General features: G+C 63.5%; 24 protein-coding genes. 5 read left to right on the top strand and 19 right to left on the bottom strand.

Translation table 11 applies throughout. From position 1 onward, the window contains the following. Nucleotides 1-15 precede the first annotated feature (15 nt). On the top strand, nt 16-765 hold the full coding sequence (locus tag NMB41_RS02520; protein ID WP_494380912.1) for an MBL fold metallo-hydrolase: 750 nt from the start codon (nt 16-18) through the stop codon (nt 763-765). Beyond that, entirely contained in the window at nt 762-2048 is a 1287-nt protein-coding gene (locus NMB41_RS02515) for an MFS transporter (protein WP_494380911.1), read from the top strand. The genes NMB41_RS02520 and NMB41_RS02515 overlap by 4 nt, the downstream gene beginning before the upstream one ends. 22 nt (nt 2049-2070) lie before the next feature. On the opposite strand, the gene NMB41_RS02510 is transcribed toward NMB41_RS02515, so the two are convergent. From NMB41_RS02510 to NMB41_RS02440, 15 genes are all read right to left on the bottom strand, one after another. Next, a complete protein-coding gene (locus NMB41_RS02510) occupies nt 2071-2499 on the bottom strand; it encodes a DsrE family protein (protein WP_494380910.1) in 429 nt (142 codons plus the stop codon). Between the two features lie 39 nt (nt 2500-2538). Next, the gene (locus NMB41_RS02505) at nt 2539-3534 is read right to left on the bottom strand and encodes an MBL fold metallo-hydrolase (RefSeq protein WP_494380909.1); all 996 of its coding nucleotides are present in this window, start codon (nt 3532-3534) and stop codon (nt 2539-2541) included. 12 nt (nt 3535-3546) lie between these two features. Then, nucleotides 3547-4056, bottom strand: a complete 510-nt coding sequence (locus tag NMB41_RS02500) for a GlcG/HbpS family heme-binding protein (protein WP_494380908.1) — start codon at nt 4054-4056, stop codon at nt 3547-3549. Beyond that, entirely contained in the window at nt 4053-4601 is a 549-nt protein-coding gene (locus NMB41_RS02495) for a thioredoxin fold domain-containing protein (RefSeq protein ID WP_494380907.1), read from the bottom strand. The genes NMB41_RS02500 and NMB41_RS02495 overlap by 4 nt, the downstream gene beginning before the upstream one ends. After that, on the bottom strand, nt 4579-5172 hold the full coding sequence (locus NMB41_RS02490) for a rhodanese-like domain-containing protein (protein WP_494380906.1): 594 nt from the start codon (nt 5170-5172) through the stop codon (nt 4579-4581). Before NMB41_RS02490 ends, NMB41_RS02495 begins: the two co-directional genes overlap by 23 nt. A 28-nt stretch (nt 5173-5200) precedes the next feature. Continuing rightward, the gene (gene soxB, locus NMB41_RS02485; RefSeq protein ID WP_494382926.1) at nt 5201-6913 is read right to left on the bottom strand and encodes a thiosulfohydrolase SoxB; all 1713 of its coding nucleotides are present in this window, start codon (nt 6911-6913) and stop codon (nt 5201-5203) included. Nucleotides 6914-6978: 65 nt separating this feature from the next. After that, nucleotides 6979-7602, bottom strand: coding sequence for a sulfur oxidation c-type cytochrome SoxX (gene soxX / locus NMB41_RS02480; protein ID WP_494380905.1), 624 nt, complete (start codon nt 7600-7602; stop codon nt 6979-6981). A gap of 9 nt (nt 7603-7611) precedes the next feature. Further along, nucleotides 7612-8418, bottom strand: a complete 807-nt coding sequence (gene soxA, locus NMB41_RS02475) for a sulfur oxidation c-type cytochrome SoxA (RefSeq protein ID WP_494382925.1) — start codon at nt 8416-8418, stop codon at nt 7612-7614. 86 nt (nt 8419-8504) lie between these two features. After that, on the bottom strand, nt 8505-8816 hold the full coding sequence (soxZ, locus tag NMB41_RS02470; protein WP_494380904.1) for a thiosulfate oxidation carrier complex protein SoxZ: 312 nt from the start codon (nt 8814-8816) through the stop codon (nt 8505-8507). 32 nt (nt 8817-8848) lie between these two features. After that, nucleotides 8849-9310, bottom strand: a complete 462-nt coding sequence (gene soxY / locus NMB41_RS02465; RefSeq protein WP_494380903.1) for a thiosulfate oxidation carrier protein SoxY — start codon at nt 9308-9310, stop codon at nt 8849-8851. Nucleotides 9311-9358: 48 nt separating this feature from the next. After that, nucleotides 9359-9793, bottom strand: a complete 435-nt coding sequence (locus tag NMB41_RS02460; protein WP_494380902.1) for a pseudoazurin — start codon at nt 9791-9793, stop codon at nt 9359-9361. Nucleotides 9794-9849: 56 nt separating this feature from the next. After that, a complete protein-coding gene (locus tag NMB41_RS02455) occupies nt 9850-10917 on the bottom strand; it encodes a c-type cytochrome (protein ID WP_494380901.1) in 1068 nt (355 codons plus the stop codon). Beyond that, the gene (gene soxC, locus NMB41_RS02450; protein WP_494380900.1) at nt 10901-12265 is read right to left on the bottom strand and encodes a sulfite dehydrogenase; all 1365 of its coding nucleotides are present in this window, start codon (nt 12263-12265) and stop codon (nt 10901-10903) included. Before soxC ends, NMB41_RS02455 begins: the two co-directional genes overlap by 17 nt. Before the next feature lie 110 nt (nt 12266-12375). Next, nucleotides 12376-12735, bottom strand: a complete 360-nt coding sequence (locus NMB41_RS02445) for an ArsR/SmtB family transcription factor (protein WP_494380899.1) — start codon at nt 12733-12735, stop codon at nt 12376-12378. Between the two features lie 139 nt (nt 12736-12874). Next, the gene (locus NMB41_RS02440) at nt 12875-13444 is read right to left on the bottom strand and encodes a DUF302 domain-containing protein (RefSeq protein WP_494380898.1); all 570 of its coding nucleotides are present in this window, start codon (nt 13442-13444) and stop codon (nt 12875-12877) included. A 217-nt stretch (nt 13445-13661) separates the two neighbouring features. Between NMB41_RS02440 and NMB41_RS02435 the strand changes: the two genes are divergently transcribed. Beyond that, on the top strand, nt 13662-16589 hold the full coding sequence (locus tag NMB41_RS02435; protein WP_494380897.1) for an EAL domain-containing protein: 2928 nt from the start codon (nt 13662-13664) through the stop codon (nt 16587-16589). Between the two features lie 183 nt (nt 16590-16772). Here NMB41_RS02435 and NMB41_RS02430 read toward each other — a convergent pair whose 3' ends face one another. After that, the gene (locus tag NMB41_RS02430; RefSeq protein WP_494380896.1) at nt 16773-17567 is read right to left on the bottom strand and encodes a substrate-binding periplasmic protein; all 795 of its coding nucleotides are present in this window, start codon (nt 17565-17567) and stop codon (nt 16773-16775) included. 233 nt (nt 17568-17800) lie between these two features. On the opposite strand from NMB41_RS02430, the gene NMB41_RS02425 reads away from it, so the two are divergent. After that, nucleotides 17801-21172, top strand: a complete 3372-nt coding sequence (locus NMB41_RS02425; RefSeq protein WP_494380895.1) for an MHYT domain-containing protein — start codon at nt 17801-17803, stop codon at nt 21170-21172. Further along, entirely contained in the window at nt 21169-22164 is a 996-nt protein-coding gene (locus NMB41_RS02420) for a response regulator (RefSeq protein WP_494380894.1), read from the top strand. Before NMB41_RS02425 ends, NMB41_RS02420 begins: the two co-directional genes overlap by 4 nt. A gap of 48 nt (nt 22165-22212) precedes the next feature. Here NMB41_RS02420 and NMB41_RS02415 read toward each other — a convergent pair whose 3' ends face one another. From NMB41_RS02415 to gmd, 3 genes are all read right to left on the bottom strand, one after another. After that, on the bottom strand, nt 22213-23331 hold the full coding sequence (locus NMB41_RS02415) for a glycosyltransferase family 4 protein (protein WP_494380893.1): 1119 nt from the start codon (nt 23329-23331) through the stop codon (nt 22213-22215). A 92-nt stretch (nt 23332-23423) separates the two neighbouring features. Then, entirely contained in the window at nt 23424-24365 is a 942-nt protein-coding gene (locus tag NMB41_RS02410) for a GDP-mannose 4,6-dehydratase (RefSeq protein ID WP_494380892.1), read from the bottom strand. 1 nt (nt 24366) lies between these two features. Continuing rightward, nucleotides 24367-25413, bottom strand: a complete 1047-nt coding sequence (gmd, locus tag NMB41_RS02405) for a GDP-mannose 4,6-dehydratase (protein ID WP_494380891.1) — start codon at nt 25411-25413, stop codon at nt 24367-24369. Nucleotides 25414-25437 lie beyond the last annotated feature (24 nt).

The raw sequence follows: 25437 nt of genomic DNA, 5'->3' as shown, positions 1-25437 counted from the left end.
GCAGGAGGTAACGCCATGATTTTCCGCCAACTCTTCGAGCCTGTCTCCAGCACGTATACCTACCTGCTCGGCGATGAACAGACTCGACAGGCGATCCTGATCGATCCCGTCATCTCGAGCATGGACCGGGACCTCGCCGTGCTTCACGGCCTGGGCTTGCGTCTTGCATACACGCTCGACACCCATATCCATGCCGACCACATCACTGCCGCGCTCGAACTCAAACGCCGGACTGGCAGCAAGATCGCGGCGCCGGCCTTCGACCGCCTTGCCTGTGCCGATGTCGGTATCGAGGAAGGCAAGCCGTTCGGGATGGCCGGCCTCCTCATCCAGCCGCTGCATACCCCCGGGCACACGGATGGGCATTTTGCCTACCTGCTGGGCGAGCGCGTGTTCACCGGCGACGCCCTTCTGATCGAGGGCTGCGGACGCACCGACTTCCAGAACGGCGATGCCGATACGCTGTACCGAAGCGTTACCGAAAAGCTGTTTGCATTGCCGGACGAAACCCTCGTCTACCCCGCCCACGATTACAAGGAACGCTTCGTCACGTCGATTGCACAGGAAAAGCTGCGCAATCCACGGCTGGGTAAAGGCAAGACGCTGGAAGAATTCCGCGAAATCATGGCCAACCTGAATTTGCCCTACCCTACTTTCATCGACCACGCCGTGCCGGGCAACCGCCAGTGCGGCGTATGCCCCTTGGACCTGCCGGACAACCTCGTCCGCTATTGCCAGCAGATGAGCGCCAGCCCGCAGGGATGACTGCCTTACGCTTCGGCATTCGGGCGAACCTGGCGCAGGTACTCCAGCACTTGCTTCAGGTACTGCTGGTCGGCATGACGCTTGGCATGATGCGGACCGTCGTGCCAGCCCTGGCCGAGAGCGAGTTCGGCGTGCCACGCGGTTCATTCATGCTGCTGGCAGCTTTCGTTGTCGCATTCGGCTTCGTCAAGGGAACGATGAATTTCGTTGCCGGCCGCCTGGCAGAACGCCTCGGCCGCCGCCTGGTGTTGCTGATGGGATGGCTGGCAGCCGTGCCAATACCATTGCTCATCTATTTCGCGCCATCGTGGAACTGGATCGTGTTGGCGACTGTCCTGCTGGGTATTAACCAAGGGTTGACATGGTCGATGACCCAGACTGCAAAACTCGATATCACCCGAGCAGACCAGCGTGGACTGGTCATCGGCCTGAACGAATTTTCCGGATACTTTGGCGTCGCATCCGCGGGCGTGCTGACCGGCTACCTCGCGTCGATGCTGGGCGCGCGCTCCGGCTTGCTATGGTTCGGCGCCATTGTCATCGGCGCGGCGACAATGTTCGTCCTGCTTGCAGTACGGGAGACCCTTCCATGGGCACACGCCGAGCTGAAGACTCAGCCTGCGGATGCGCTCAATGCACCGCGCCCGCGCTACCCGTCCGGCGTCAGCGCAAGCCCGTCGACCCGTGAGATGTTCATCCTGATGAGTTGGCGCGACCGGCGCCTCGCCGCCATTTGCCAGGCCGGGCTGGTCGAGAAGTTCGTCGATGCGCTGGTCTGGATATTCTGGCCGGTTTACCTGCACCAGCACGGTACCAGCCTTCCCCAGGTCGGCTGGATCACCGGCATGTATGGCTTCACCTGGGGTGTGGCTCAACTGTTTACAGGCCGGCTTTACGACCACATCGGCCGTCATCGCCTCAATGTGCTGGGTATGTGGCTGTGTGCAGCAGGCGTCGCCTTGCTGCCGCTGGGGTCCGGCTCGATCTGGTGGGGATTGGCCGCCGCTGTCACCGGCCTTGGCATGGCCATGCTGTATCCCAACCTGAGCGCAGCGGTGGCAGATATCGCTCATCCTGACTGGCGTGCATCCGCGATCGGCATCTACCGCTTCTGGCGCGACCTGGGCTATGGCATTGGCGCACTCGGCCTGGGAGGGGCCGCCATGCTCGGTGGCCGGATCGAGAGCGCTTTCTGGTTCGTTGCGATCGCCATGGCGCTGTCCGGCCTGGTACTGCATCACTGGGGCGAAGAAACCCATCCGCGACTGAACCCGGCTACGTGATTCATCAGCCGGGCCGTCGTGTTCAGGGCTTCAGGTAAGCATAGCCTTCCTGGAACTGGAGGCGCGCCACTTCCGCCACGCCGGAGGGCACCACCGTCGCTTCCGGCAGGATGCGCTTGCGGTCGATCTTGCGCGCCTCCAGCGTGTTATTGCAGACCCGGAACTTGACGTTCCGGTTCGACAGCTCCTGCACCACCGCATCGTAGGGATTGCCGTTCTTGTCCTTGGCATCCTCGAGCAGGAAGTCGATGCCGGGGCCATGCGTGACCACGACGATACTGGCCTTCGGGCTGGCATTCAGGTGATTGCGAATGTTCCCGAGCGCCATCATCGCGTTGCTCGAATCGTTGATGTGATAAACAACTTTCTCTTCGCGTGGGGCAGCGTTGGCAACGGCGCTGGCGGCGAACGCCAGGCACAGCACGGTTGCGATTGCACGGAACAGTTTCATAAAGTCTCCTCGGGGTGGACATGCAGACGAATGGCAGGTTTACTTCTGTTGCAGGCTTTCCCGCTCCATGAGCAGGAAGGTGCCGTAGGCGTTCAAGCGATTCGCCTGCGCAAATGCAGGGTAACCTGCATACGGGCTCCAGTCGACTCTGGCATACGCCTCGTCGAACGACGACAGCTCGGCAACGGCTTCGCCCATTACCTTGCGCAGGAAAGTCAGGTAGGACCGGGTCAGCTCGAGATCCCGGCGCGGGTCGCGCGACACGTCGCCATGGCCCGGCACCACGACCGCCGGGGACAAGGCCAGCATGCGGTCGAGCGCACCCAGCCATACTCGGCTGTCGGCATCGCCCACGAAAGGCAGGCGGCCGGTGAAGAACAGGTCGCCCGCGAACAGCAGGCGGTCCTCGTCCACCGCCAGCATGATGTCGTCGGGCGCATGGGCGCCGCTGCTGTCGATGACGCGGAAGTGCAGACCACCCATCTCGAAGGCCATCGGCTTGCCGTCGGGGAAGCTGAGCCAGCGGTCCGCCGGCAGCAGGCGCGTGTGCCTGTCGACCCAGGGCTTGAGCGATTCCTTGCGCTGCGCGAGACGCAGCGCGGCAACGTCGGAAGCGAGATAGGCGCGGCCCTGCTCGTGCGCCCAGATTTCCGCTCCGGCGGCCTTGAACGCCTGCAAGCCGTAAAAATGGTCCGCATGGTAGTGGCTGACGATGACGCGCCGGATCGGCTGGCGGGTGACGCCGCGAATGGCACGCACCATCGCCTCGCCGAGCGCCGGCGTACCGAGGGCATCGAAGACAACGACGCCGTCGCGGGTAACGACGAACCCGGCGTTCGACATGAAACCGGCGTTGGCGTTGTCCGCCATGCCGGCCTTGCCCTGGAATACATAAGCGTGTGCGCTGATCTTGACCGGCTTGAGTACGGGAGCCGGCGCCGCGCCCGCCGTTAGCGCGGTCCCCGCCAGCAGGGCCAGCATCCACAGCCTGCACCTGTTTGCCACGCATGCCGTGATGGTTCGGATGAATTGCATGTTCTTGTCCCGTCAGAAATTCAGGTCGTCGGCAATCGCCGCCAGGCCGCTGCGCGCGCAGGCGTCGTCGGCGGCGCCGCTCGGCGCGCCCGAGATGCCGATGGCGCCCAGCAGCGAACCGTTCGCTTCGATCGGCAGGCCTCCCCCAACGGCGAGCGCACGCGGGATGTGGCGGATGCCGGCAGCTTCCGTGCCGCTCATGGTCGCCTTCGCCAGCGCCGTCGTGCCGGTCTTGAAGCTGGCCGCCGTCCACGCCTTGTCGGCCGCCGCGTCCGCCGTGTGGATGCCCGCCAGGCGGTCGCGCAGCAACACCTGGGCCTGTCCGGTGCGGTCGACCACGGCGACCGATACCTGATAACCGGCCTGGCGGCAGGCATGCATGGCGGCCTGCGCCGCCTGCAGGGCGAGCTCGGGGCTCATCAGGGTAATCGTATAGGTTGCCGCTTGCGGCGAGGCGGTCTGTGCCATGGCCTGGCTGGCCTGGAGTGCCGCCAGGGCGAGCGCGCATGAAAGTGCCTTCATTGTTCGATCCTTTTCGGTGACTGCGCGGGAGTGTGGGCGAGCGTGCCGCGCGCGGCGGCGAGCATATTGTCGAGGTAGGCGCCATACATGCCGGAGACGTCGCCGCCCTCGAGCGGCGGCGCCAGCAAAGTGCCACGCCCGTCGACGACGACGACAGTGGGCGCCACGCGAATCTTGTAGTTGGCCGCCAGCGCCTTGCCGCTACTGGACTCCTTCCCGAACCCGCGCAGTGGCGCCATCGATGACAGGTCCGCCTCACGCACCAGCGGCCGCTGCCGACTCGCCCCCTCACGCGCCAGCGGAAGCAGGTAATTGCGGCGCACCGTTTCGCAATACGGGCAGCCGGGCAGCGAGAACAGGATGACAATCGGCACGCCACGTTGCAGCGCGTTACGACCGTCCCGGCCGAGTTGCGAAGCAGCAGGCAAGCCTGCCCTGGGCGTCGCCGCGCCCGTGTCTCCCGTCAGTACGGCCGCTGCCAGCGCAACAATGCGCAGTGGCCGCAGCGAGGGCTTTCGTGGCCTAATATTGAGGGAAATAGGCACGCGCCTTGCCCAGGTTATAAGACCATGGCAGCCCGGCGTTCTTCCAGCCGTTCAGGAGACGCTGGCCCTGCTTGTCGCCGGAAGCGATGGCGTCGCCCTCGAAGCCGTCGACAACCGTGTAGACGGCGGTATAGCCGAGCTGGCTCAACAGGTTGGCTGCGCGTGCGCTGCGGTCGCCCGAGCGGCAGATCAACAGGACCGGCGCATCCTTGCCCAGTCCCGCTGCTTTCAGGCGGCGCGCAACCTCCGGTCCGAAATCACTGTTGACGTCGAGCTTGAAGCGCCCTGCCTTGTCGTCCCAGGGTGCATCCTCGGGATGTTCCACATAAGGGATATTCGCATCGACCACGGTTGGCAGGCCGACATAGGCGACTTCGTAGCGCGTACGCACATCGATGAAGTAGGCGCGCGGTCCCAGTTCCTGCTTCATCCGGTAGGCTTCGCGCGCATCGAGGTAGCGGCCCGCCACTGTCTGCTTGTTCGGCGCAACGGCGCTCGCTTCCACTGCGAGCGCCGGTTTCAAGGCCAGCAGCGCAAGCACCGTCGCCGCCAGCGCGGCCTTCGAGCTCATTCTTCGCATTGCATTTCCTTTTGGACTGTCAGGCCAGGATGCCCGGATTGCCCTTCATGCCGATCAGGCGCGGCGTATTCAGCTTGCGCGGCTTGACGACTTTTTCCGTGCGCAGCCACTGCGCCACGACGTCCCATACCGGCTCGCCCGATGCACCTTCGGCGACCGGGGCCCAGCCTGCGACCTTGTACGACTTGCCGGCATCGAGCAATTTGCCGTGCAGGCGCATGTCGCTGATGCGCGATCCCATCGGCGCCGCCGGATCGATGGCATAGGTCATGCCGCCCACGCGCACCATGTCGCCGCCTTGCTGGTAGTAGGGATCGGGGTTGAACAAGTTGTCCGCCACGTCCTCGAGCACCGTCTTGATGGTCGCGCCGCTCATTGCCGTCAGGGTGGTATGCGAATAAGTCGTCGCCGTCTGGTCCATCAAGTGTTCCATCAGGATCGGACTATCCGGCAGCAGCGAGGTGCCCCAGCGGAAGCCGGGAGAAAACGCCAGGTCCGCACCCTTGACGGCGATGAGCGCGTCGACAATCAGCTGGTCGAAGGTGCCGTTGAAATTGCCGCGCCGGTAGAGCGTACCCTCGGTCACGGCCAGCTTCTCGTTCAGCTTCGCTTCGTAGGGCGCGCGTACCTTGCTGACCAGGGCCGCCATGTCGCGGTCGGGCGGCAGGAAGTTGGCGAAGACGGGCAACAGGCGATACTGGAAGCCATGGACCTGCCCGCCGCGCACATCAAAGTCCAGCACACCGAGGAATTTGCCGTTGCTGCCTGCATTGGTGACCAGGGTTTTTCCGCCGCCATTGGCAACCGTTACCGGCACCGGGACGCCGTCGTGCGTATGCCCGCCCAGGATGGCGTCGATGCCGCGCACGCGCGAGGCCATCTTCAGGTCCACGTCCATGCCGTTGTGCGACAGTACGACGACGACCTTCGCGCCTTTGGCGCGCGCTTCGTCCACCATTTTTTGCATGTTTTCTTCCTGGATGCCGAAGCTCCAGTCGGGAATCATGTAGCGCGGATTGGCAATGGGGGTGTAGGGGAAGGCCTGGCCGATGATCGCCACCGGCACCCCATTCATTTCCTTGATGACGTAGGGGGCGAACACCGGGTCGCCGAAGTCGTTGGTCTTGATGTTCTGGGCGACGAAATCGACCTTGCCCTTGAAATCCTTGCCAACGATTTCCTGCACCCGTTTATCGCCCAGGGTCATTTCCCAATGGGCGGTCATGACGTCCACTCCCAGCAGCAAGCCGGCATCGACCATGTCCTGGCCTTTGGTCCAGAGCGCGGTACCCGACCCCTGCCACGTGTCGCCGCCGTCGAGCAGCAGCGCGCCTGGCCGCCCGGCCTTCATTTTCTTGACCAGGGTGGCAAGGTGCGCAAATCCGCCCACCTTGCCATAGGTCCGGGCCGCCTGCTCGAAGTCGAGCGACGTGAAGGCATGCGCCTGCGGCGTGTTCGCCGGGATGCCGACCGCCTTGAGCAATGCATCGCCGACCAGGTGCGGCATGCGGCCGGCGGCAGCGCCAAGGCCGATGTTCACGCTCGGCTCGCGGAAATACACCGGCATCAGTTGCGCATGGCAATCGGTAAAGTGAAGCAAGTGCACGTTGCCAAAGCGCGGCAAATCATACAGGGCGCCGGGCGACGGCGCCGCCAGAGCGGCCTTCGAATTAAGCAACATGCCGCCGGCGGCGGCAATCCCGAGCAACTGCGCGAATTCGCGCCGATTCATTCCCATGCTATGTCCTCTGTTGTACGACTGCGCTGGATGCGGACCTGCCGGCCCGCACCTGGCCTTTACTGGTTTGCTGGCGATGCGGGATCGAGCAGCAAGGCCATCACATCCTTGATCTGCGCTTCCGTCAGGATCCCGTTATGGCCAAAACGCGGCATGTTCGAGCAGGCCGTGTAGGCTTGCGCGTTATAGATCTTGCCCCAGGTGTACTTCAGCATCTCGTCGCTGTTGCCGCGGATTTTGCCGTACTGGTAAAGGCTGGGGCCGATATTGCCGAATGAGATTTCCTTCTTCGTGATCTGGTGGCAGGCGTAGCAATTGCCGCCGTTGGCGCTACCCACCTGATCCGACGATTGCATGCCGCGGCCGTTCTGCGCGATCTTCTCGCCTTCCTGCCAGCTGCCCATATACTTGCCGTCGGCCGGCAGGCGGATGTTCTTCATTTGCGCCGCCTCGATGCGTGCAGCGACCTCGGCAGGCCGCTCCTGCGGATACTGGCTGCACAACTGCTGGGCCTCGTCCTGGGCAATGACGCGTTCGAGCGTCGCCGGCCCCTTGGAACGGAAGTCCTGCTTCAACAGGTCGAGTGCGACTTGACGGTAGTCGGTGTCGGCGGCGACGGTGGCGCAACCGGCCACGGCGGCCGCGCCCAGCACGACAATCAGCTTTCTTGCAAGTGGTGTCATCGCTCTCTCCTATCGTTTCAGTGCCGGACCGGCATACACGCCGCCGTTCGCGTTTTTCGCCAGGAACATCGTGATCGCAGTGATGGCATCGGATGCGTACAGGGGCTCGGGGAAGCGCTGCTGGCGGAAGCAATCGTTGAGCCGGTGCTGCATGGTGCGCACTTCGCCCTGCGAGACGCGGTAAGCGGGCCAGGTGGTGTAGGCCGCCTGTGCATTGACGGTATTGAGGATATTCGGCAGCTCTTGCAGGCGGATGCGCTGCCCGGTGGTCGAATGGCAGGTGGCGCAGGCGAAATCATGCGCGCCGCCCCGGTAGAAGAACAGCTGCTTGCCTGCCTCGTAGGCGCGCTTCTCCAACGGATGGCTGGTCGACACTGCCATCGTGGTGCCACGCGACTCGGAAGTGATATACGCAACCAGGGCCTCGATGTCGGACTGCTTGCCCGCCGCTCCAAACGGAACTTTGGTGGCGTCCGCCAGGCTCAGGCCCTGCAGCGTCATGCGGCAATGCAGCAGGCGCTGCTCGAGGTCCATGACCTTGTTGACATCCTTGAAGTAGCGCGGCAGCGCCGCGTACGCGCCCTTGAGCACGCCTGGGCCCTTGCCGAGGTCGCATTGCTCCAGCGTGACGTTCTTCGGTCCCGCTTTTTTCTTCCACAATTCCTCGCCGCGCATTTCCCACAGCTCGGCAGGATTACCGTCGGCCAGCATCTGGCGGTATTTCGCGATCTCGTCGGTTGCCGATGCCTGTGCCAGCGCCACCGCGCACGCGCCCTGCAGCGTCAAGCCGATCAAAGCGGTCACACCGAAACGCATGTTGCTCATGCCTGTCTCCTTGTTGTTGGACTGCGCGGTCTGTTGCCGCGCATGCGACCGCTCCCGGCAGGAAGCGGCCTTGATGCTCAGCTGATGACGCCTTCGTCGGTGCGCGTGTCGCCGGCGCTGTCGACCCAGGTGACGCTGACCTTGTCGCCTTTGGCTGCGCCCTTGAATTTAAAGGACAGGAAAGGGTCTTTCGATACGGATGGACCGAAGTTCGCGTCGAGCACGACCTTGTCCTTCACTTTGGCCACCAGCGTCTTGATGTAGTGGGCAGGGACGACTTTACCGCTGGGGTCCTTGCGCTGCCCGGTTTCCATGTCGTGCCGCATCAGGACTTTTACTTCAACCGTGTCGCCAGCCAGGCTGGCGCGGATACGCATTGGGTCTGCCATGATCTTTCCTTATTTGATATTCTCTTGGGAGTTCAGCCGCCACAGCCGCCCAGGGTGACCTTGATTTCCTTGCTGGCCACGAGCCACTTCCCGTCGGCGCGCACCAGGGCATGCACGTTGGAGGTGGCGCCCATCTTGACGCGGGTTGTGACGGACGGTTCGGTCCCGGCCGGAATCGTGAAGCTTGCCGACATGGCGCTCGGATTCTTCTCGACCAGGATGGCCATGAAATCCGTATTCGGCACCTTGCTTGCGATCGATACCGGCACCACGGCGCCGTTTTCGGCGATGTCCGGGCCGGTGATCGACACGTCGGCACTGACTGCGAACTTGTCGCCGCCAAGCTCCTTGACGGCGGCTTCCAGGCTCTTGGCATCGAACACCTTCTGACTCCATTCTGCCGCGAAGACTTGCTCCGGCTTGAGCAATCCGGCTGCAAAGGCAGCGCCCAGCACCGAGGTAATGCGCATGACGTTGCGCCGCTGTTGATTCATACCATCCTCCAAACGTTGAAAATGCCGCCGCTTAAACGGCAGGCATGCTTACTTCACCTGCCCCATGTAACCGGTGAGGCGGTCCTTGTTCATCACGAACGATTTCGACAGCGCGTCCGCGCCTTTCTTCGCATCGGCCAGGTTGCTTGCCTTGCCCACCTGGATGACACCCGCCATGGCCATCATCTTGTGCGGCTCGCATACGTAGACGTAGACACCTTCCTGGTCGAGCTTGACCGAGATTTCTTCGTCCGGCTTGCCCTTCCAGGCAGCTGCGCCTGGAGGAGTGATGACCGACGCGCTGTTGTGCGACATGTCAGCCTTGACGAACTTGACCGTGTCGCCTTTGGCGACTTGCAGGAAGCCCGGTTCGAACACCATGGCGCCGTCCTTGCCGCTGTTGAGCATCTTGACCTGGTGGTCGGCAGCCATGGCTCCCATGCATGCCGCCGCCAGGGCGATTCCGAATACAACTTGTTTCATTTGTGCTCCATTTTCCTAGTTAAACTTGTTATCGCTTGCACCATCGCTGCCCCGGCCTACTGCGGAGCCAGGATCCATCCCACCAGGACCTTCAGGTCCTCGTCTTTCACATGCGCCTGCGCCGGCATCGGGATCGCGCCCCATTTTCCCGCGCTGCCGTTCCTGATGCTGCCGGCCAGATACGCTGCCGCGCCAGGATCGTCCTTGTACTTGGCCCGCACCGCCACGAAGGCCGGGCCCATGACCTTGTTGTCGACGCCATGGCAGGCCATGCAGGCATTTGCCTGCAACAGGGCGGTGGGAACACTGGCCTGCGCCGCCGGGGCCGGGGCTGCTGCCTTGGCGGCAGGCGCACCGGCTGCCGGTTTCGCGTCACGCACTGACGGCGCGGGAACGGTGGTGTCGACACCACGGGTTGCGCCAAAGCCACGCGTCTGCAAGGCCAGGTTGCCATGGGCATTGCGCGCTGCTTCCGGCAAGGTCGAGCGCGGCGCCGGATCCACCTTGCAGTCCTTCATGCATGCCACGCTGCGCACGTCTGGTTTGCCCTTGACGTCCCACATGCCGTGCTTGGTCGCCATACCGTTGCGGTTCGGCATGCGCTGCTGGGCCTGGGCGATGGCGCTGTCCGATAGCACGAAGTCATCAGGCACGATCTCGCCCATGTTGAGAAGGTAGGCGGTGACGGCGTACACCTCGTCGGTGGTCAGCGACTTCGGCGCCGTCCAGGGCATGGCACGATTGATGTAGTCCCATAAGGTCGAGACGGTGGCCACTTTCATCAGGGTCGTCTTTTGCGGCTGGCGTCCGTTCACCAGCGCTGCCACGCGGCCAGTCCTGATGTCCTCGGGCGTGGTGCCTCCGACCAACGGCGTGAAGACTTCGTTCGACTCGCCGAAGGTACCGTGACAGGATGCGCATTTGCTCTCCCATACGGCCTGGCCTGCGGATACGCTGCCCGATCCCTTTGGCAGTCCCTTGAAATCGGGCCGCACGTCGATATCCCATGCCTTTACTTCGTTCGGCGTGGCGGCGCGTCCCAGATTGGTCAGGGGCCCGGCCAGCGCAGCGGCGGCAGCGGCGGCCAGGAGCACGCCGGCGCCAAACTTAATAAACCTGGACATTCGATACCTCCCCCGATTGCGCCACCTGCCAGGACTGGATTGCATTGTTGTGATAAATCGAGCGGGTGCCTCGCACCGCGCGCAGCTCATTAATTTTCGGCTGCACGTAACCGGTGTCATCGATCGCGCGCGATTGCAGCACCGCGGGCGCGCCGTTCCAATCCCAGTCAATATTGAAACGCGTCAGGCACTTGCTCAGGACCGGCGTCTCCAGGCGCGCCGTGCGCCAGTTGCGGCCGCCGTCGACGGAGACATCGACCCGCTTGACCTTGCCGCGCCCGGACCAGGCCAGGCCAGTAATGTTGTAGAACCCGGTATCGACCAGGCGCTGGCCGGCCGACGGCGTGGTAATGACCGACTTGCACTCCTGGATCGACGTGTACTGGCGATAGCTACCGTCGGGCATCGCGTCCATGTAGTGGATCGCTTCGTCCTTGGTCGCATAGGGCTGGTCGCCGACCTCGATCCGGCGCAGCCATTTCACCCAGGAAACGCCCTGCACGCCCGGCACGACCAGCCGCAGCGGATAACCGTTCTCGGGGCGAAGCATCTCGCCATTCATGGCCCAGGCGACGATCACGTCGTCAAGCGCCCGGTCGAGCGGGATGGTGCGCGTCATCGACGAGCCATCGGCCCCTTCGGCCAGCACGACGCGTGCCTTGCGCTTGTCGTATCCGCAGTCTTCGAGCAACACCGACAAGGGCACGCCGGTGAATTCGCTGCAACTGAGCATGCCGTGCGAATACTGCACCGATGGCACGGCGACGTTGCCCCACTCCATGGCGGTGTTGGCGCCACACTCGATGAAATGCATGCGCGACACCGACGGCATGCGCATCAGGTCATCCATCGTATAGACCTTGGGATTCTTGACCAGCCCGTTGATCATGAAGCGGTGCTTCGATGGGTCGATATCGTGCCACCCCTGGTGGTGACGTTCAAAGTGCAGGCCGGACGGCGTGATGATTCCGAATAATCCTTGCAGCGGCGTGAATGCCACGGAGGCAGCGGACACCCGGGTCAGGCCGGGCGACTCGCGCCGCTGCAGGTTGGCTTCGAATGCAGAGGGAAGTCCATAGGGCATCGAGGCGACCGGCTTGCCCAGCGTGCGTGAATGTTCCGGCAAGGTCAGGATAAGCGGGTCGCCGTCGCCCGCCGGCGCGCTGCCGCTCCGGGCAAGCGCAGTGCCAGCCGTCATGGCGGCACTGGCAGCGAGAAAACTGCGCCGCAAGAAACCGCGCCGCTCTTCGCTCAGCCCATTTGCATTGATTTCATCGATCAAGGCACGATCGACATAGTTTTCCGGCGCTTTGATGACACGGCCAAATCTGCGTGCTGGTTTTTCCATCCTGCTTTCCACCCCAATGCAAATAAAATCTCTACATGCTCATATAACCAAATGCGCATATGCGCATATTTAATTATTGATGCAGCCATGCGTGCTGCATGCAAGCTTGATTAATTCATGAAGTTTTCGATTGCGTCCTGATGCATCCGGCGCGACTTCTTCACCTTGTCCGCCATTTGCGTGCACACCGTGCGGCACAGCTCGATCGTGTTCTGATCTTCGATACGGTAATAGACCTGCGCCCCATCCTTGCGCCGGCCGAGAATGCGGGCGCGGTACAACATGTTCAGTTGACGGGACACATTCGCCTGGGTGGCACCCAGCTCCTTGACGATCGTACCCACCGGGCGTTCTCCGTGGCATAGCGCGTGCAGGATTTTCAGCCGGGTCGGCTCGGAGAGCAGGAAAAAGTAGTTCGAGACTTCCTCGAACACTTCTGCCATTTCCTCATTGTCGAGGTCTGGATCCATTATTTATTCATCAAATATATGCGTACATGCGCATGTAACCACTGCCGCCATTTCGAGGCAAGATATTTCGATGGTGCATCGCCGCAATGCACGGTAAATAAATGACAGCCGACAGATGTCTATATACTCATCTATTGGCTTAAAACTCACCGGCCGCAGCGCGATCAAGCATTTTCAGCATCGTGGTGCGCACTCTCGATACGGAAGCACGCAGCGCCGGAGGCATCGACCGGCCGAGTTTGAGCAGGACATCCATATCCATCGCATAGATCCAGAACCCATCGTCCTGCTCTACCACGGTAATTCGACAGGGAAGAAAGGCAGACATTGGCGGGCTGAAGTCGACGATCGCCCGCGCCACCTGAGGGTCACAGTATGAGTACACCTTCAGGAATTTCTGCGGCTGGCCGGAGCGAATGGCGAGTTCCTGCGACAGGAACATTTCGCCGACAGGGCGCAGGTTATCTTCCGCTGCAACGCTGGCGAATGCCTCCTCGATTTCCTGGACGGTTACTCCCACGGCAGCCTTGCGCGACCAGGTCGTGGCGGCGGCGGCATCCCCGCCGGAGTCGACCCAGCGTCCGAAGACAACCGCAGCCTGAGCGCCCGCGCCCGGCTCGGTGCGCGCCAGGGTACGCAGGGAGCCACATCCAGGCAGCGTAGCGATACAACAAGCGGCGACGGTCATGCGCAACCAAATCGATGTCATAGCGGAAAATCCAGAGAATTGACTGTCCTGGAGAATACGTTGCCGGTATGGCTGAGGCAAGTGGGCGCCCACGCAGTCGGATCCGGACAACGCGAATTCGCTCAAGCGCGCCATGAGGCGCCGACCTTCATATACGATAGTCAAGATTCAATGCGTATTGACACGCCAGAACCAGGCGTACCCGCAGTCCGACTGTAACGAAAGGCCCTCGCCTGCGATGTTGCGAACACTGACCACGATCCTGCTGCTCTGCGCCATGCATGTGCACGCTGGTGGGACGCCGCGTGTCGTCAATGTCGGCATTTACGCCAACGCGCCAAAAATTTACTTTGACGGGCAAGGCCAGGCCGACGGCATCCTGGTCAACCTGCTTCGTACGATTGCAAAGGCAGAAGGCTGGGAACTGCGCTTCGTCTCATGCGAGTGGACGCGGTGCCTCAATGCCCTGGCAGGCGGTGGGATTGACCTTCTCCCGGACGTCGCATGGTCGGAAGAACGCAAGCAGGTACTTGATTTTCACGACATCCCTGCCCTCTTCAGCTGGTCGCAGATATACCGGCGCCCTGATGTCCCGATCAATACAATGATAGACACCGGGGGCAAGCGCATCGCCATCCTGGCCGGATCGATCCAGCAGCGTTTCTTTGCTGACTACGCCACGAACTTTGGTGTGAAACCCCATCTCTTGCTGGTCGATTCAGTCGAAAACGGTTTTACGCTGGTGGAGCGAGGAGAGGCCGATGCCGTTGTGGCCAGCAAGTATGCCGGTTCCCTGTATGCGCCCAGCCGCGGGATCATCGAAACGCCAGTCATATTCCAACCAGTTCGCCTCTACTACGCCACCGGAAAAGGCCGGAACCCTGACTTACTCAATGCAATCGACCGGCAGCTCGGCGCCTGGCAAAAGGATCCCGGCTCTGTCTACTTCGACATTCTCGACCATTGGCAGACCCGCAGCGTGATCGCGCAAATCCCGCGCTTTGTCTGGTGGGCCGCAGGATCAGTCATCGCCTTGCTGGCCATGGCGGTAGCATCGACGACCTGGCTGCGACGGCAAGTGGCGCGCAAGACCGGGGCATTGCGCGACAGCGAACAACAGCTGGCAACCATACTCGACAGCGTAGACGGGCTCATCTATATCAAGGACGCCTCCTACCGCTACGCGTATGCAAACCGGGCGCTGCATGCCCTCTTCGCTCGGCAAACCAGCAGCATTATTGGCAAGCAGGACACTGACCTGTTTCCGCAGCCCGTAGCCATGGAGCTGCGCCGGAATGACACCCGTGCGATAGTCGGGCAGGAACGGGTGATTGAGGAAGAGACCGTCCCGGACCAGAACGGTGACATGGTCACGGTTCTCAGTACCAAGATCCCGTTGTGCCGCGATGACGGAACCGTGTACGGGCTGTGCGGCATTTCGATCGATATTTCCGCGCGGCGGGCCGCAGAAGAATCGACCCGCATCGCCGCCTTCGTATTCCAGTCAGCGGAGGGCATGTTCATTGCAGGCCCGGACAAGCTTATCCAGCGGGTCAATGACGCATTTTGCATGATGACTGGCTATGCACCTGCGGAACTGATTGGGTGCAGCTTGCCGTGGTTCGCGCTTGGCCGAAATGACCAGGACGCCAGGGAAGTCATGTGGAGAACAGCAGAGCACGATAGCAAATGGACCGGCGAGATTTGGACCCACCGCAAAACTGGCGAAATCTACCCTGCCCGATTGACCATTACCGCCGTTCGCAATGAGCATGGCCGGATTACCCATTATGTCGGCACCCAGGGCGACATTACCGAGCAGGTGTCCGCACAGGACGAGATCGCCAAGCTCGCCTATTTCGATGTCCTGACCGGCTTGCCGAACCGCCGCCTGCTGCTGGACCGCCTGCGGCATTGCCTGTCGCTGCACGACCGCAGCGGACAAATGGCCGTCCTGCTTTTTCTCGACCTCGACAATTTCAAGGACCTGAACGATTTGCACGGGCACCAGACCGGGGACCAGCTGCTGATCCAGGTTGGACAACGAATCAGAACCTGCACGCGCGCCGGCGATACCGTCTCACGTCTTGGTGGAGATGAGTTCGTCACCCTTCTCGAAAACATCGGCAAGACTGAAGAGGATGCTGCAGCACACGCCAGTGCGATCGGATGGAAAATCATTGCGGCGATTGCCGAACCTTTCGCGCTCGGGACGACAACGCATCACACCACCTGCAGTATTGGCACGGCTCTTCGTACCGACCGCACGATCGATATCGACGAAATGATGAAGCGCGGCGACATGGCCATGTATGGGGCAAAGAAGGGCGGACGCAACACCATGTGTTTCTTCGATCCCGGCATGGCGTCCGACGTGTCCTACCGTCTGGCGCTGGAAGCAGAGCTTCGGGAATCAGTCAAGACGTCGGGCTTCCACCTGCACTACCAGCCCCAGGTCGACATGCACGGCCAGATCACAGGAGCAGAAGCCCTGCTGCGCTGGGACAGCGAGAAACATGGCTTTGTAGGACCCGCCGTCTTTATTCCCATTGCCGAAACTTCAGGTCTCATCGTGCAACTCGGCAGTTGGGTTCTTCGTACGGCCTGTGAACAGCTCGCCCGCTGGGCTTCCCGGCCTGCCATGTGCGCCCTTACCGTAGCGGTCAATGTCAGTGCGCGCCAGTTCCGGGAAAACGGCTTCGTACAACATGTCGTGGATATTATTCAGGAGACGGGTATCGCGCCTGAGCGACTGAAACTGGAACTGACCGAAACGGTGCTCATCGAGAATTTCGACGATACGATCGACAAGATGCAGCGTCTGAAGTCGATCGGTGTCAGCTTTTCGCTGGATGATTTCGGCACGGGTTATTCTTCGCTCAGCTACCTGAAGCAGTTACCACTCGATCAGCTGAAAATCGACCGTTCCTTCGTCCGCGACATCCTGTCGAATGCAAACGATGCCTCGATTGCGCGCAGCATTGTCGCGTTGAGCCAGTCGCTTGGACTGAGCATCATCGCAGAAGGCGTGGAGACGCAGGAACAACGCGCATTTCTCGCCGAGATTGGCTGCACGTGCTACCAGGGTTACCTCTTTGGAAAACCGATGAATGCCTCGGATTTCGAGCGTCTTTTTCCTACGCAGGTTCTCCATGATGCCATCTGAAAGTCAGCATGTGCTGCTTAGAAAAGAGCAATTGCCGAAGGCTCAGCACAACAGCGGGCCGAACTGGCGGCGTGCGCTAGTCGAGGACGCTCGATTTCGTTTTCGTTTGCGGGTCCAGGGTCCGGACCGTCACGGTATCGCCGGGTGCCACCTGCGCGTGCCGCGCGCAGGGGTGAGACGCGCTTATTTCCCCGGCGTTTTCACGATCCAGTTATCGTAAGACCGCTCGATCCGCCGCAGCGTCCCATCCCGTTCCAGCGCAGCAAAGATGCCGTTCAGGCGCGTGATGAGCTCGTCCGGCAACGCGCGGTTGCAGGCCAGGAAGACGTCGAGCCGGTTGAATACTAGTACAGGGACAATTTTTCCGTGCCAGTTGTTCTGCTGGAGGACGGGGCTGCCCGTGCGCAGCGCCGCGGCCCACAGGTCGATCCGGCCGAGCAGGAGCTTGCGCGGGTTGGTGAGGTCGGTCGGCGCGGCGTCGACGCGGAAACCCCGGCTGCGCAGGTAGTCGTCGCGCGCGTCGCCGTTATAGGTGCCGATCCGGTAGGGCCGCGCATCGTCCAGCGTGCGCAGCGAGAAGCGGCGGTCGGCGCGTGCCATCAGCACCCATTCCGCGCTGTCGATCGGGCCGACCCATTTGAACAGGAGCTCACGCTCGGGCGTGCGGGTAGTGGAATAGACGCAGGCGTCAGGGCGCCCGATCGCGGCGGCGTAGGCCCGTTTCCAGGGCAGCAGCTCGATGGTATAGGCCAGGCCGGCGCGGTCGAGGGCGGCGCGCACCTTGTCGGTGGAGATGCCAACCACTTGCCCTGCGCCGTCGTGCATGCTCGATGGCGGCGCCGCTTCGGTCGTGAGGTAGAGCGTCACCAAGCGGCGCGCCGGATCGGCCGCGTCGCTGCGCACGCCGGCCTGCGCCAGCGCGGCGCCAAACGCCAGCGCCATTGCCAGCACCGTCCACTGGAATTGTCGAATCAGCATGTTGCACATCCGTCCGGAGCATCGCAAAAAGTGTCCTGCATTCAGCCAGCATACCGTATTGGCAAGCCGGTCTCCCCAGCGTGCTTTCGTGCTCGTCAGTATGGTGGCAAGTGCGCGACACTTTGCTTGCATCTTCGGCAATTTCAGCAAATCCTGGCAACACTTTCCGTACGGAAATGTCATACTGACGATACCGCAGCCCTGCTCGGGCGCTTTCTACTGCCGGAATCCCCATGTCGCTCTTCATGTTGCCCGACGATCCGTCGTTGCTCAGTTACGGAATCCACGATCCGAAACTGGTCGTGCTGTCCTTGCTCGTGGCCATCTTCGCCTCGTGGATGGGCTTGCAGATCGCCGGCCAGGCACGCCAGCAGACGCGCCAGCGCAGCGTCTTCCTGTTCACCGGCAGCCTGGCGCTCGGCGCCGGCGTCTGGGCCATGCACTTCATCGGCATGCTCGCCTTTAATTTGTGCACGCAGGTCGATTACGACCCGATGATCACGATCCTGTCGAACCTGCCGAGCATCGGCGCCTCGTATGTGGCGCTGAGCCTGATCGCGCGCGAGCGCATCGGCACCGGCAGCCTGGTCGTGGGCGGCGTGCTGGTCGGGGCCGGCATCGGCGCGATGCACTACGCCGGCATGGCCGGCATGCGCATGAGCCTGGACCTGCGCTACGACCCGTTCACCTTCGGCCTGTCGATCGTGGTGGCCGTGGTGCTGGCCACGCTGGCCCTGTGGGTGCGCTTCGGCTTGCGCCGCCTGCGCCGCCTCTCGGAAGGCAAGCGCCTGCTGCTGGCCGCAATCGTCATGGGCTGCGCCATCACCGGCATGCATTACACCGGCATGGCAGCCGCGCGTTTCGTCGGCACCGTCGACCCGAACGCGGCAGTCGCTTCGGACACGACTTTCCTGGCCCTGGCGATCTCCCTGATCACGGTCCTGTTCACCGTCGTCGTGCTGGGCGCGAACGGCCTGCTGCGCTACCGCCAGCTGTACGTCGAACTCTCGCGCAGCGAAGCCTGGATGCGCGCCCTGCTCACCACCACCGTCGACGGCGTGATCACCATCGACCGCGATGGCAGGGTCGAAGAATTCAACGCCTCGGCCGAAAAGATCTTCGGCTGGAAGCGCGACGACATCGTCGGCGGGAACATCCGCCTGCTGATGACGGACACCGAACGCAACAGCGAAGGCGGCCTGCTCGGCTACCTGCGCGACAGCAGCGCCCACGCCGCACCGAACAATGCGGAAATCGAAGCGCTGCGCCGCGACGGCAGCCTGGTGCCGATCCGCGTCGCCGTCGGCCATGCGCGGATGGACGAGCGCGAACTGTTCGTCTGTTTTGTCACCGACATCACCGAGCGGCGCGAAATGGTCGCGGCCCTGCGCGCCAGCGAGGGGCAGTTCCGCTCCCTGATCGGCACCATCCCCGGCATTTCCTACCGCAGCCGGATCGAAGGCGCGCATCCGATGGTCTTCATCAGCGAGGCCGTCGAGCGCGTTGCCGGCTACCCGGCGCGCGACTTCCTGGGCCAACCGCCGGGCGCCGCGCCGCGCCGTTCCTTCGGCACCCTGATCCACGCCGCCGACCGCGCGCGCGTGTCCGAGGCGATCGAAACGGCGCTGCGCGAAGACCGTCCTTACCTGGTCGAATACCGCCTGCTGCATGCCGACGGCACGACCCGCTGGCTGTGGGAAAACGGCACCGGCGTGCGCAACGAGGCGGGCGTGCTGACCTGGCTCGACGGCGTGATCCTCGACATCAGCGAGCGCCGCACGATGGAAGACGCGCTGCGCGAAGCGAAAGACGCGGCCGAGCAGGCCGCCGCCGCGCGCGCCAGTTTCGTGGCCAACATGAGCCACGAGATCCGCACGCCGATGAATTCGATCCTCGGCTTCACCGACGTGCTGCTCGACGGCGAACTGGCGCCGGACCAGCGCCGCCACCTCGACACGGTGCGCAGCAACGGCCGCTCGCTGCTGCGCCTGCTGAACGAAATCCTCGACACCGCCAAGCTGGAAAAAGGCGCGGTCGAACTCGAGATCAACGATTTCAATTTGCTGTCCCTGATCGACGAGCTGTCCTCGACGCTGGCGGCCAATGCCCGCACCAAGGGCCTGCAAGTCGACATCCATTACGACCCTGCCCTGCCGACCAACCTGCGCGGCGACGAGCTGCGCATCCGCCAGGTGCTCACCAACCTGCTCGACAACGCGATCAAGTTCACCGCCGCCGGTACCGTCGTCCTGCGCGCCGAGCAGCAGGACGGCATGCTGCATTTTTCCGTCAAGGACACCGGCATCGGCATCGCCCCGGAGCGCCTGCAGGCGATCTTCGACCCGTTTACCCAGGCCGACGCCTCGATGACGCGCCGCTTTGGCGGCACTGGCCTGGGCACCACGATCAGCAAGCAACTGGTCGAACTGATGGGCGGGAAGATCTGGGCCGAGAGCGTGATCGGCGAGGGCACGACCTTCCACGTGGTGCTGCCGCTGGTGGTGGCGCGCTTCGCGCCGCAGCAGGCGCGCGTACGCACCGCCGCCGCCCTGCCGCCGCTGCGCGTGCTGGCCGCCGACGACGTGCCGCAGAACCTGGAACTGCTGCAGCTGCTGCTGGCGCGCCGCGGCCACACGCTCACCGCCGTGTCCGATGGCGTGGCCGTGGTCGAGATGGCCGCGCGCCAGGAATTCGACCTGGTCCTGATGGACTTCCAGATGCCGGTACTCGACGGCCTGTCGGCCACGCGCCTGATCCGCGAGCAGGAACTGGCCGCGGGCCGCACGCGCGTGCCGGTGATCGCGATGACGGCCAGCGTGCTGCCCGAACACCGCCGCGCCAGCGCCGAGGTAGGCATGGACGGTTTCGCTTCCAAGCCGGTCGACTGGGTCACGCTGTCGCACGAGATCGCACGCGTGCTGGGCCTCGGCTCGGGCCACACGGGCCACGAGGCGGCGCCGCAGCTCGAGCGCCATGTGCTCAACCGCACGGCCGCCGTGCAGCGCTGGGGCGGCAAGGAAGACGCCTACCGCGAAGCGCTGGAGCACTTCCACAGCCACCACGCCCTGCTGCCGCAATTCCTGCAGGGTTTCCTGGCCAGCACCGATTACCCGTCGCTGCGCATGCTGGCCCATAAGGCGCGCGGCGTGGCCGCCAACATCGGCCTCGAACTGCTGGCCGATGCGCTGGCCGAGCTCGAGCTGCTGGCCGAAGGCGAAAAGGGCCAGCAGCTGGCCGGCGTCGCCCTGCTGCCCGAAGCCCTGGTCAAGGTCGAGGCGGCGCATGCCGCGGCGATCCTGATGATCCGCGCCGAACGCCCGGCGCAGGCGCAGGCTCTGCCGTCGCCTGCAAGCACCGTCGATCTCCCGCGCGCCCTGCGGGCCGGACGCATGCTGCGCGAGGCGCTCGGGCGCGGCGCGCTCGACGACGGCGCGCTGGCCGCCCTGGCGGCCGCGCTGTCCGGCCACCCGGTCGCGGCGCGCGTGACGCAAGTGCAGGCCGCGTTGTCCGATTTCGATTTCGACCTCGCCCAGCAGCAGCTCGATGCCGTGCTCGAAGCACTCGCCGGGCACGATGACCCTACGCCACAGGAAACGACGAAATGAGCACTACCAGCAACAAGCCGCTGATCCTGGCGGTCGACGACGAAGCGAGCAACCTGCAGTTGCTGCGCCAGATCCTGCAGGACCACTACCGCCTGCTGTTTGCGAAAGACGGCGCCCGTGCGCTGGAACTGGCGAATAAAGAGCGCCCCGACCTGGTGCTGCTCGACGTGATGATGCCGGGGATGAGCGGCTATGAAGTCTGCGCGGCCCTGAAAGCCAATCCGCTGACGGCCCCGATTCCCGTGGTGTTCGTCACCGCCCTGTCCGACACCGCCGACGAGCTCGAAGGTTTCGAGGCCGGCGCGGTCGACTACATCACCAAGCCGGTCAGCCCGCCGGTGGTGCGCGCGCGCGTGCGCACCCACCTGTCGCTGGTGCGGATGGAAGAATTGAAAGCCTCGCGCCTGGCGATCGTCCAGCGCCTGGGACTAGCGGCGGAATACAAGGACAACGAAACCGGCCTGCACGTGATCCGCATGAGCCACTTCTCGCAGATCCTGGGCCTGGCGGCCGGCATGACGGAACAGGAAGCGGACGACCTGCTGCACGCCGCGCCCATGCACGACGTCGGCAAGATCGGCATCCCCGACCGCATCCTGCAAAAGGCCGGGCCGCTCGACGCGGACGAATGGGAGGTGATGCGAAGCCACGCGACGATCGGCGCCGAGATCATCGGCGAGCATGGCAGCGGCATGCTGCAGCTGGCGCACCAGATCGCATTGACCCACCACGAGAAGTACGACGGCAGCGGTTATCCGAACGGCCTGGCCGGCGACGCGATCCCGCTCACCGGCCGCATCGTGGCCATTGCCGACGTGTTCGACGCCCTGACCTCGGTGCGGCCGTATAAACGCGCCTGGAGCGAACAGGAAGCGGTCGACCATATCGTGCAGCAGAAGGGCAAGCACTTCGATCCGGCGCTGGTGGATTTGTTCGTGGCGCAGCTGCCGGCGATCCGCGTGGTGCGGGAGCGCTGGGCGGAAGCGGCCTGAAACTTGTACAACGCGTGGACTCGGGAGTCCACGCATTACAGCGCCCGCTCAGCCGCGACGCGCGACCACTTCGCGATACAAATCGGTATAACTCGCCGCCATCTTCTTCGCCGTAAACACCTCCTCATACCGCGCCGCCGCCCGCAGTCCCATCTCGCGCGCCATCTCCGGGTTGTCCCACAGCGTGCGCAGCGCCGCGCGCAGCGCCTGGGCGTCGTCCGGCGGCGTCACCAGTCCCGTTTGGCCATCGATGTTGATGTAGGTGGTGCCGCTGCCGATTTCGCACGAGACCATCGGTTTGCCGTACATCGCCCCTTCCAGCAGCGAAATACCAAACGCTTCCGAGCGCAGGTAGGACGGGAAGGCCAGCGCGTAGCACAGGGTCAGCAGGGCGACCTTGTCGTCCTCGCCGACGGCGCCGACAAAGTGGACATGGTCCAGGCCCAGGCGCTGCGCCTGGGCTTTCAGGGCCGCTTCCTCCGGCCCCGCGCCGACGATGACGACCGGGTAGCCGGTACCGGCCACGGCGTCGAGCAGCGCGTGCAGGCCCTTGTAATAGCGCAGCACGCCGACGAACAGGAAGAACTTCGGGCCGATCCGCGCGCGCCAGTGCGCCAGCAGCGCCGGGTCGGGCTGCGGATAGGTGTCACGGTCCAGGCCGTAGGTAATGATGCGGGTCTTGTCGCGGTAGCGCTCGAGTACGGGCGAGGACTCCATGTAGTTCGGCGAGGTCGCGACGATGGCGTCGACGCTGCGCAAAAAGCGCTGCTTGAGCGGCTGGTACAGGCGCAGGAGCTTCTTCTGGCGCACGATGTCGGAGTGGTAGGTCACCACCGTCGGCTTCTTCACGCGCGCGATGAAATGGGCCAGGTCCATGAAGGGCCAGGGGAAGTGGTAGTGCACGACGTCGGCATCGCGCGCCAGGCGCGCCAGCGCGCCGAGGGAGGCCACCGAGCAGGCATTCGAGGCCAGCTCGAAGTCGAGCGGCACGCGGTGCACGGTGTGGCCCTCGAAATCGATCGGCACCAGGTTCTTCTCGCGCGACAGCGACAGCACCGTGTTGGTCACGCCGAGGCGGCCGGTGCCGACGCACAGCTGGCGGATGACCTGCTCGATACCGCCGACGGTGTCGGGATAATAGGTTTTGTAAAAATGAAGGACGCGCATAGGAAATCGAAAAAGTGACGCTTAGCGCCCGCCGGCCTTGATGCCCGGACGGACTGCGAAGGCGCGCGCCGGCGCCAGGCAATGACGGCGGGTCACGCGCTGTACATCCAGCGGAGCGTGGCGGACAGCGGGTGCTGCGGGACGGTGCCGATCGCGTTCAGCAGCTTGGCGTTGCTGCCGGAAAGCGTGAGCACGTCGTTGGCGCGCACGAATGCCGGATTGACCTCGACCTCGATGGAGTAGCCGGCGATCTCGGCCATCATCCCGAGCACCTCCGCCAGCGAATGGGTATGTCCCGAGCAGATATTGAAGGCTTCGCCCGCGGGGGCAGCGGCCAGCAGGCGCCGGTAACTGCGCGCAACGGTGCGCACGTCGGAAAAATCACGCGCGATCGCCAGGTTGCCCAGTTCGATCCGGCGCGCACCGCGGCGGAAGTGGCCGACGATCTTCGGCAGCAGGAATTGCTCGCTCTGGCCGCGGCCGGTGTAATTGAAAGGGCGCGCCAGCACGATCGGCAGCTTGTCCATCCACAGACGCGCCATGTATTCCATCGCCAGCTTGCTGACGGCGTAATCGTTGGCCGGGGCCGGCGCGACGCTCTCATCGATGACAGGCATGCTGGCGTTGCCGTAGATGTTCGCCGACGAGGCCAGCAGCACGCAGGACGCCTTACGGCGCGCGCCGGCCAGGGCTTCGAGCAGGTTGCGCGTGGCGACCACATTGACGTTGTAGATCTGCCCCGCGTTGCTGTGTGCGACCGAGGCGATGCCGGCCAGGTGCACCACCACGTCGGGCTGTACTTCCTCGACCATTGCGGCCACCGCCGCGCGTTCGCACAGGTCGATCGGGAATATATCGGGTTCCTGCTCGCCACCCGGCATGACCGTGCCGTGGACGCGGTAGCCTGCGGCCTCGAGCTCGCGCGCGACGTAGTCGCCCGTGAAGCCGCGCAGCCCGGTGACCAGTGCGCACCGGCCCTCGCCCTCGCGCACGGCGGCTGAAGCGGACAGCTGGTGCGCGCCGTGTCCGGTCATATCAGAACGAGAAGCCCTGTTTGTTGCGGCGCAGGTCGGCATCAACCATCATCTGGCACAGCTCTTCCAGCGTGGTTGTCGGTTCCCAGCCCAGCTCGCGCCTGGCCTTTTCCGGGTTGCCGATCAGGAGTTCGACTTCGGCCGGACGGTAGAACTTCGGCGAAATGCGCACGAGGGTCTTGCCGGTCCTGGCGCACTGGCCGGTTTCATCTTCGCCGCTGCCGCTCCAGGTGATGGCGACACCGGCGGCCTTGAAGGCCATCGTGACGAAATCGCGCACGGTCTCGGTGCGGTTGGTCGCCAGCACGTAGGTGTCGGGCTGGTCGGCCTGGAGCATGCGCCACATGCCTTCCACGTATTCCTTGGCAAAGCCCCAGTCGCGCTTGGCGTCGAGGTTGCCCAGTTCGAGCACGTCGAGCTGGCCGAGCACGATCTTCGCGACCGAGTCGCTGATCTTGCGCGTCACAAACTCGCGTCCGCGCAGTGGCGACTCGTGGTTGAACAGGATCCCGGAAGCGCCGAAAATGCCGTAGCTCTCGCGGTAGTTGATCGTCATCCAGTGCGCGTACAGCTTGGCGACACCGTACGGGCTGCGCGGATAGAACGGCGTCTCCTCGACCTGCGGGATCGCCTGAACCTTGCCGAACATTTCAGAGGTCGACGCCTGGTAGAAGCGGATCTTCGGATTCAGTATGCGAATCGATTCCAGCAGGTTGACGGCGCCCAGACCGGTGATGGATGCCGTCGTCAGCGGCTGGTCGAACGAAACGCCGACAAAACTCTGGGCCGCGAGGTTATAGACTTCGTCAGGCGCGGCGTTCTGGATCAGGCGCAGGCTCGACGCGAGGTCGGTCAGGTCGAATTCGACCAGCGACAAATTCGGGTGCGCCGCGATGCCCAGCTCTTCGATGCGCCAAAAATTAGTGGAGCTCGCCCGGCGGAAGGTACCAGTCACGTGGTAACCCTTGTCGAGCAGTAATTGCGCGAGATAAGCGCCGTCCTGGCCGGTAATGCCGGTAATTACAGCTCTTTTTATTGTTTGTTGCATGATGCTAAATCCCGGATGAATGGA

The organism is Massilia sp. FBCC-B171, from assembly GCF_059134155.1.
The sequence above is the reverse complement of the archived record's forward strand: the minus strand, read 5'-3'. Positions and strand labels throughout refer to the sequence as shown.

Coding starts and splice junctions, on each gene's coding strand:
- NMB41_RS02460 (WP_494380902.1), bottom strand. CDS start 9,793: ATGAAACAAGTTGTATTCGGAATCGCCCTGGCGGCGGCATGCATGGGA.
- NMB41_RS02440 (WP_494380898.1), bottom strand. CDS start 13,444: ATGACATCGATTTGGTTGCGCATGACCGTCGCCGCTTGTTGTATCGCT.
- NMB41_RS02490 (WP_494380906.1), bottom strand. CDS start 5,172: ATGAGCTCGAAGGCCGCGCTGGCGGCGACGGTGCTTGCGCTGCTGGCC.
- NMB41_RS02425 (WP_494380895.1), top strand. CDS start 17,801: ATGTCGCTCTTCATGTTGCCCGACGATCCGTCGTTGCTCAGTTACGGA.
- soxC (WP_494380900.1), bottom strand. CDS start 12,265: ATGGAAAAACCAGCACGCAGATTTGGCCGTGTCATCAAAGCGCCGGAA.
- NMB41_RS02420 (WP_494380894.1), top strand. CDS start 21,169: ATGAGCACTACCAGCAACAAGCCGCTGATCCTGGCGGTCGACGACGAA.
- NMB41_RS02415 (WP_494380893.1), bottom strand. CDS start 23,331: ATGCGCGTCCTTCATTTTTACAAAACCTATTATCCCGACACCGTCGGC.
- soxA (WP_494382925.1), bottom strand. CDS start 8,418: ATGCGTTTCGGTGTGACCGCTTTGATCGGCTTGACGCTGCAGGGCGCG.
- NMB41_RS02455 (WP_494380901.1), bottom strand. CDS start 10,917: ATGTCCAGGTTTATTAAGTTTGGCGCCGGCGTGCTCCTGGCCGCCGCT.
- NMB41_RS02410 (WP_494380892.1), bottom strand. CDS start 24,365: ATGACCGGACACGGCGCGCACCAGCTGTCCGCTTCAGCCGCCGTGCGC.
- NMB41_RS02510 (WP_494380910.1), bottom strand. CDS start 2,499: ATGAAACTGTTCCGTGCAATCGCAACCGTGCTGTGCCTGGCGTTCGCC.
- soxZ (WP_494380904.1), bottom strand. CDS start 8,816: ATGGCAGACCCAATGCGTATCCGCGCCAGCCTGGCTGGCGACACGGTT.
- NMB41_RS02515 (WP_494380911.1), top strand. CDS start 762: ATGACTGCCTTACGCTTCGGCATTCGGGCGAACCTGGCGCAGGTACTC.
- NMB41_RS02445 (WP_494380899.1), bottom strand. CDS start 12,735: ATGGATCCAGACCTCGACAATGAGGAAATGGCAGAAGTGTTCGAGGAA.
- soxB (WP_494382926.1), bottom strand. CDS start 6,913: ATGAATCGGCGCGAATTCGCGCAGTTGCTCGGGATTGCCGCCGCCGGC.
- gmd (WP_494380891.1), bottom strand. CDS start 25,413: ATGCAACAAACAATAAAAAGAGCTGTAATTACCGGCATTACCGGCCAG.
- NMB41_RS02430 (WP_494380896.1), bottom strand. CDS start 17,567: ATGCTGATTCGACAATTCCAGTGGACGGTGCTGGCAATGGCGCTGGCG.
- NMB41_RS02505 (WP_494380909.1), bottom strand. CDS start 3,534: ATGCAATTCATCCGAACCATCACGGCATGCGTGGCAAACAGGTGCAGG.
- NMB41_RS02520 (WP_494380912.1), top strand. CDS start 16: ATGATTTTCCGCCAACTCTTCGAGCCTGTCTCCAGCACGTATACCTAC.
- NMB41_RS02500 (WP_494380908.1), bottom strand. CDS start 4,056: ATGAAGGCACTTTCATGCGCGCTCGCCCTGGCGGCACTCCAGGCCAGC.
- soxX (WP_494380905.1), bottom strand. CDS start 7,602: ATGACACCACTTGCAAGAAAGCTGATTGTCGTGCTGGGCGCGGCCGCC.
- soxY (WP_494380903.1), bottom strand. CDS start 9,310: ATGAATCAACAGCGGCGCAACGTCATGCGCATTACCTCGGTGCTGGGC.
- NMB41_RS02435 (WP_494380897.1), top strand. CDS start 13,662: ATGTTGCGAACACTGACCACGATCCTGCTGCTCTGCGCCATGCATGTG.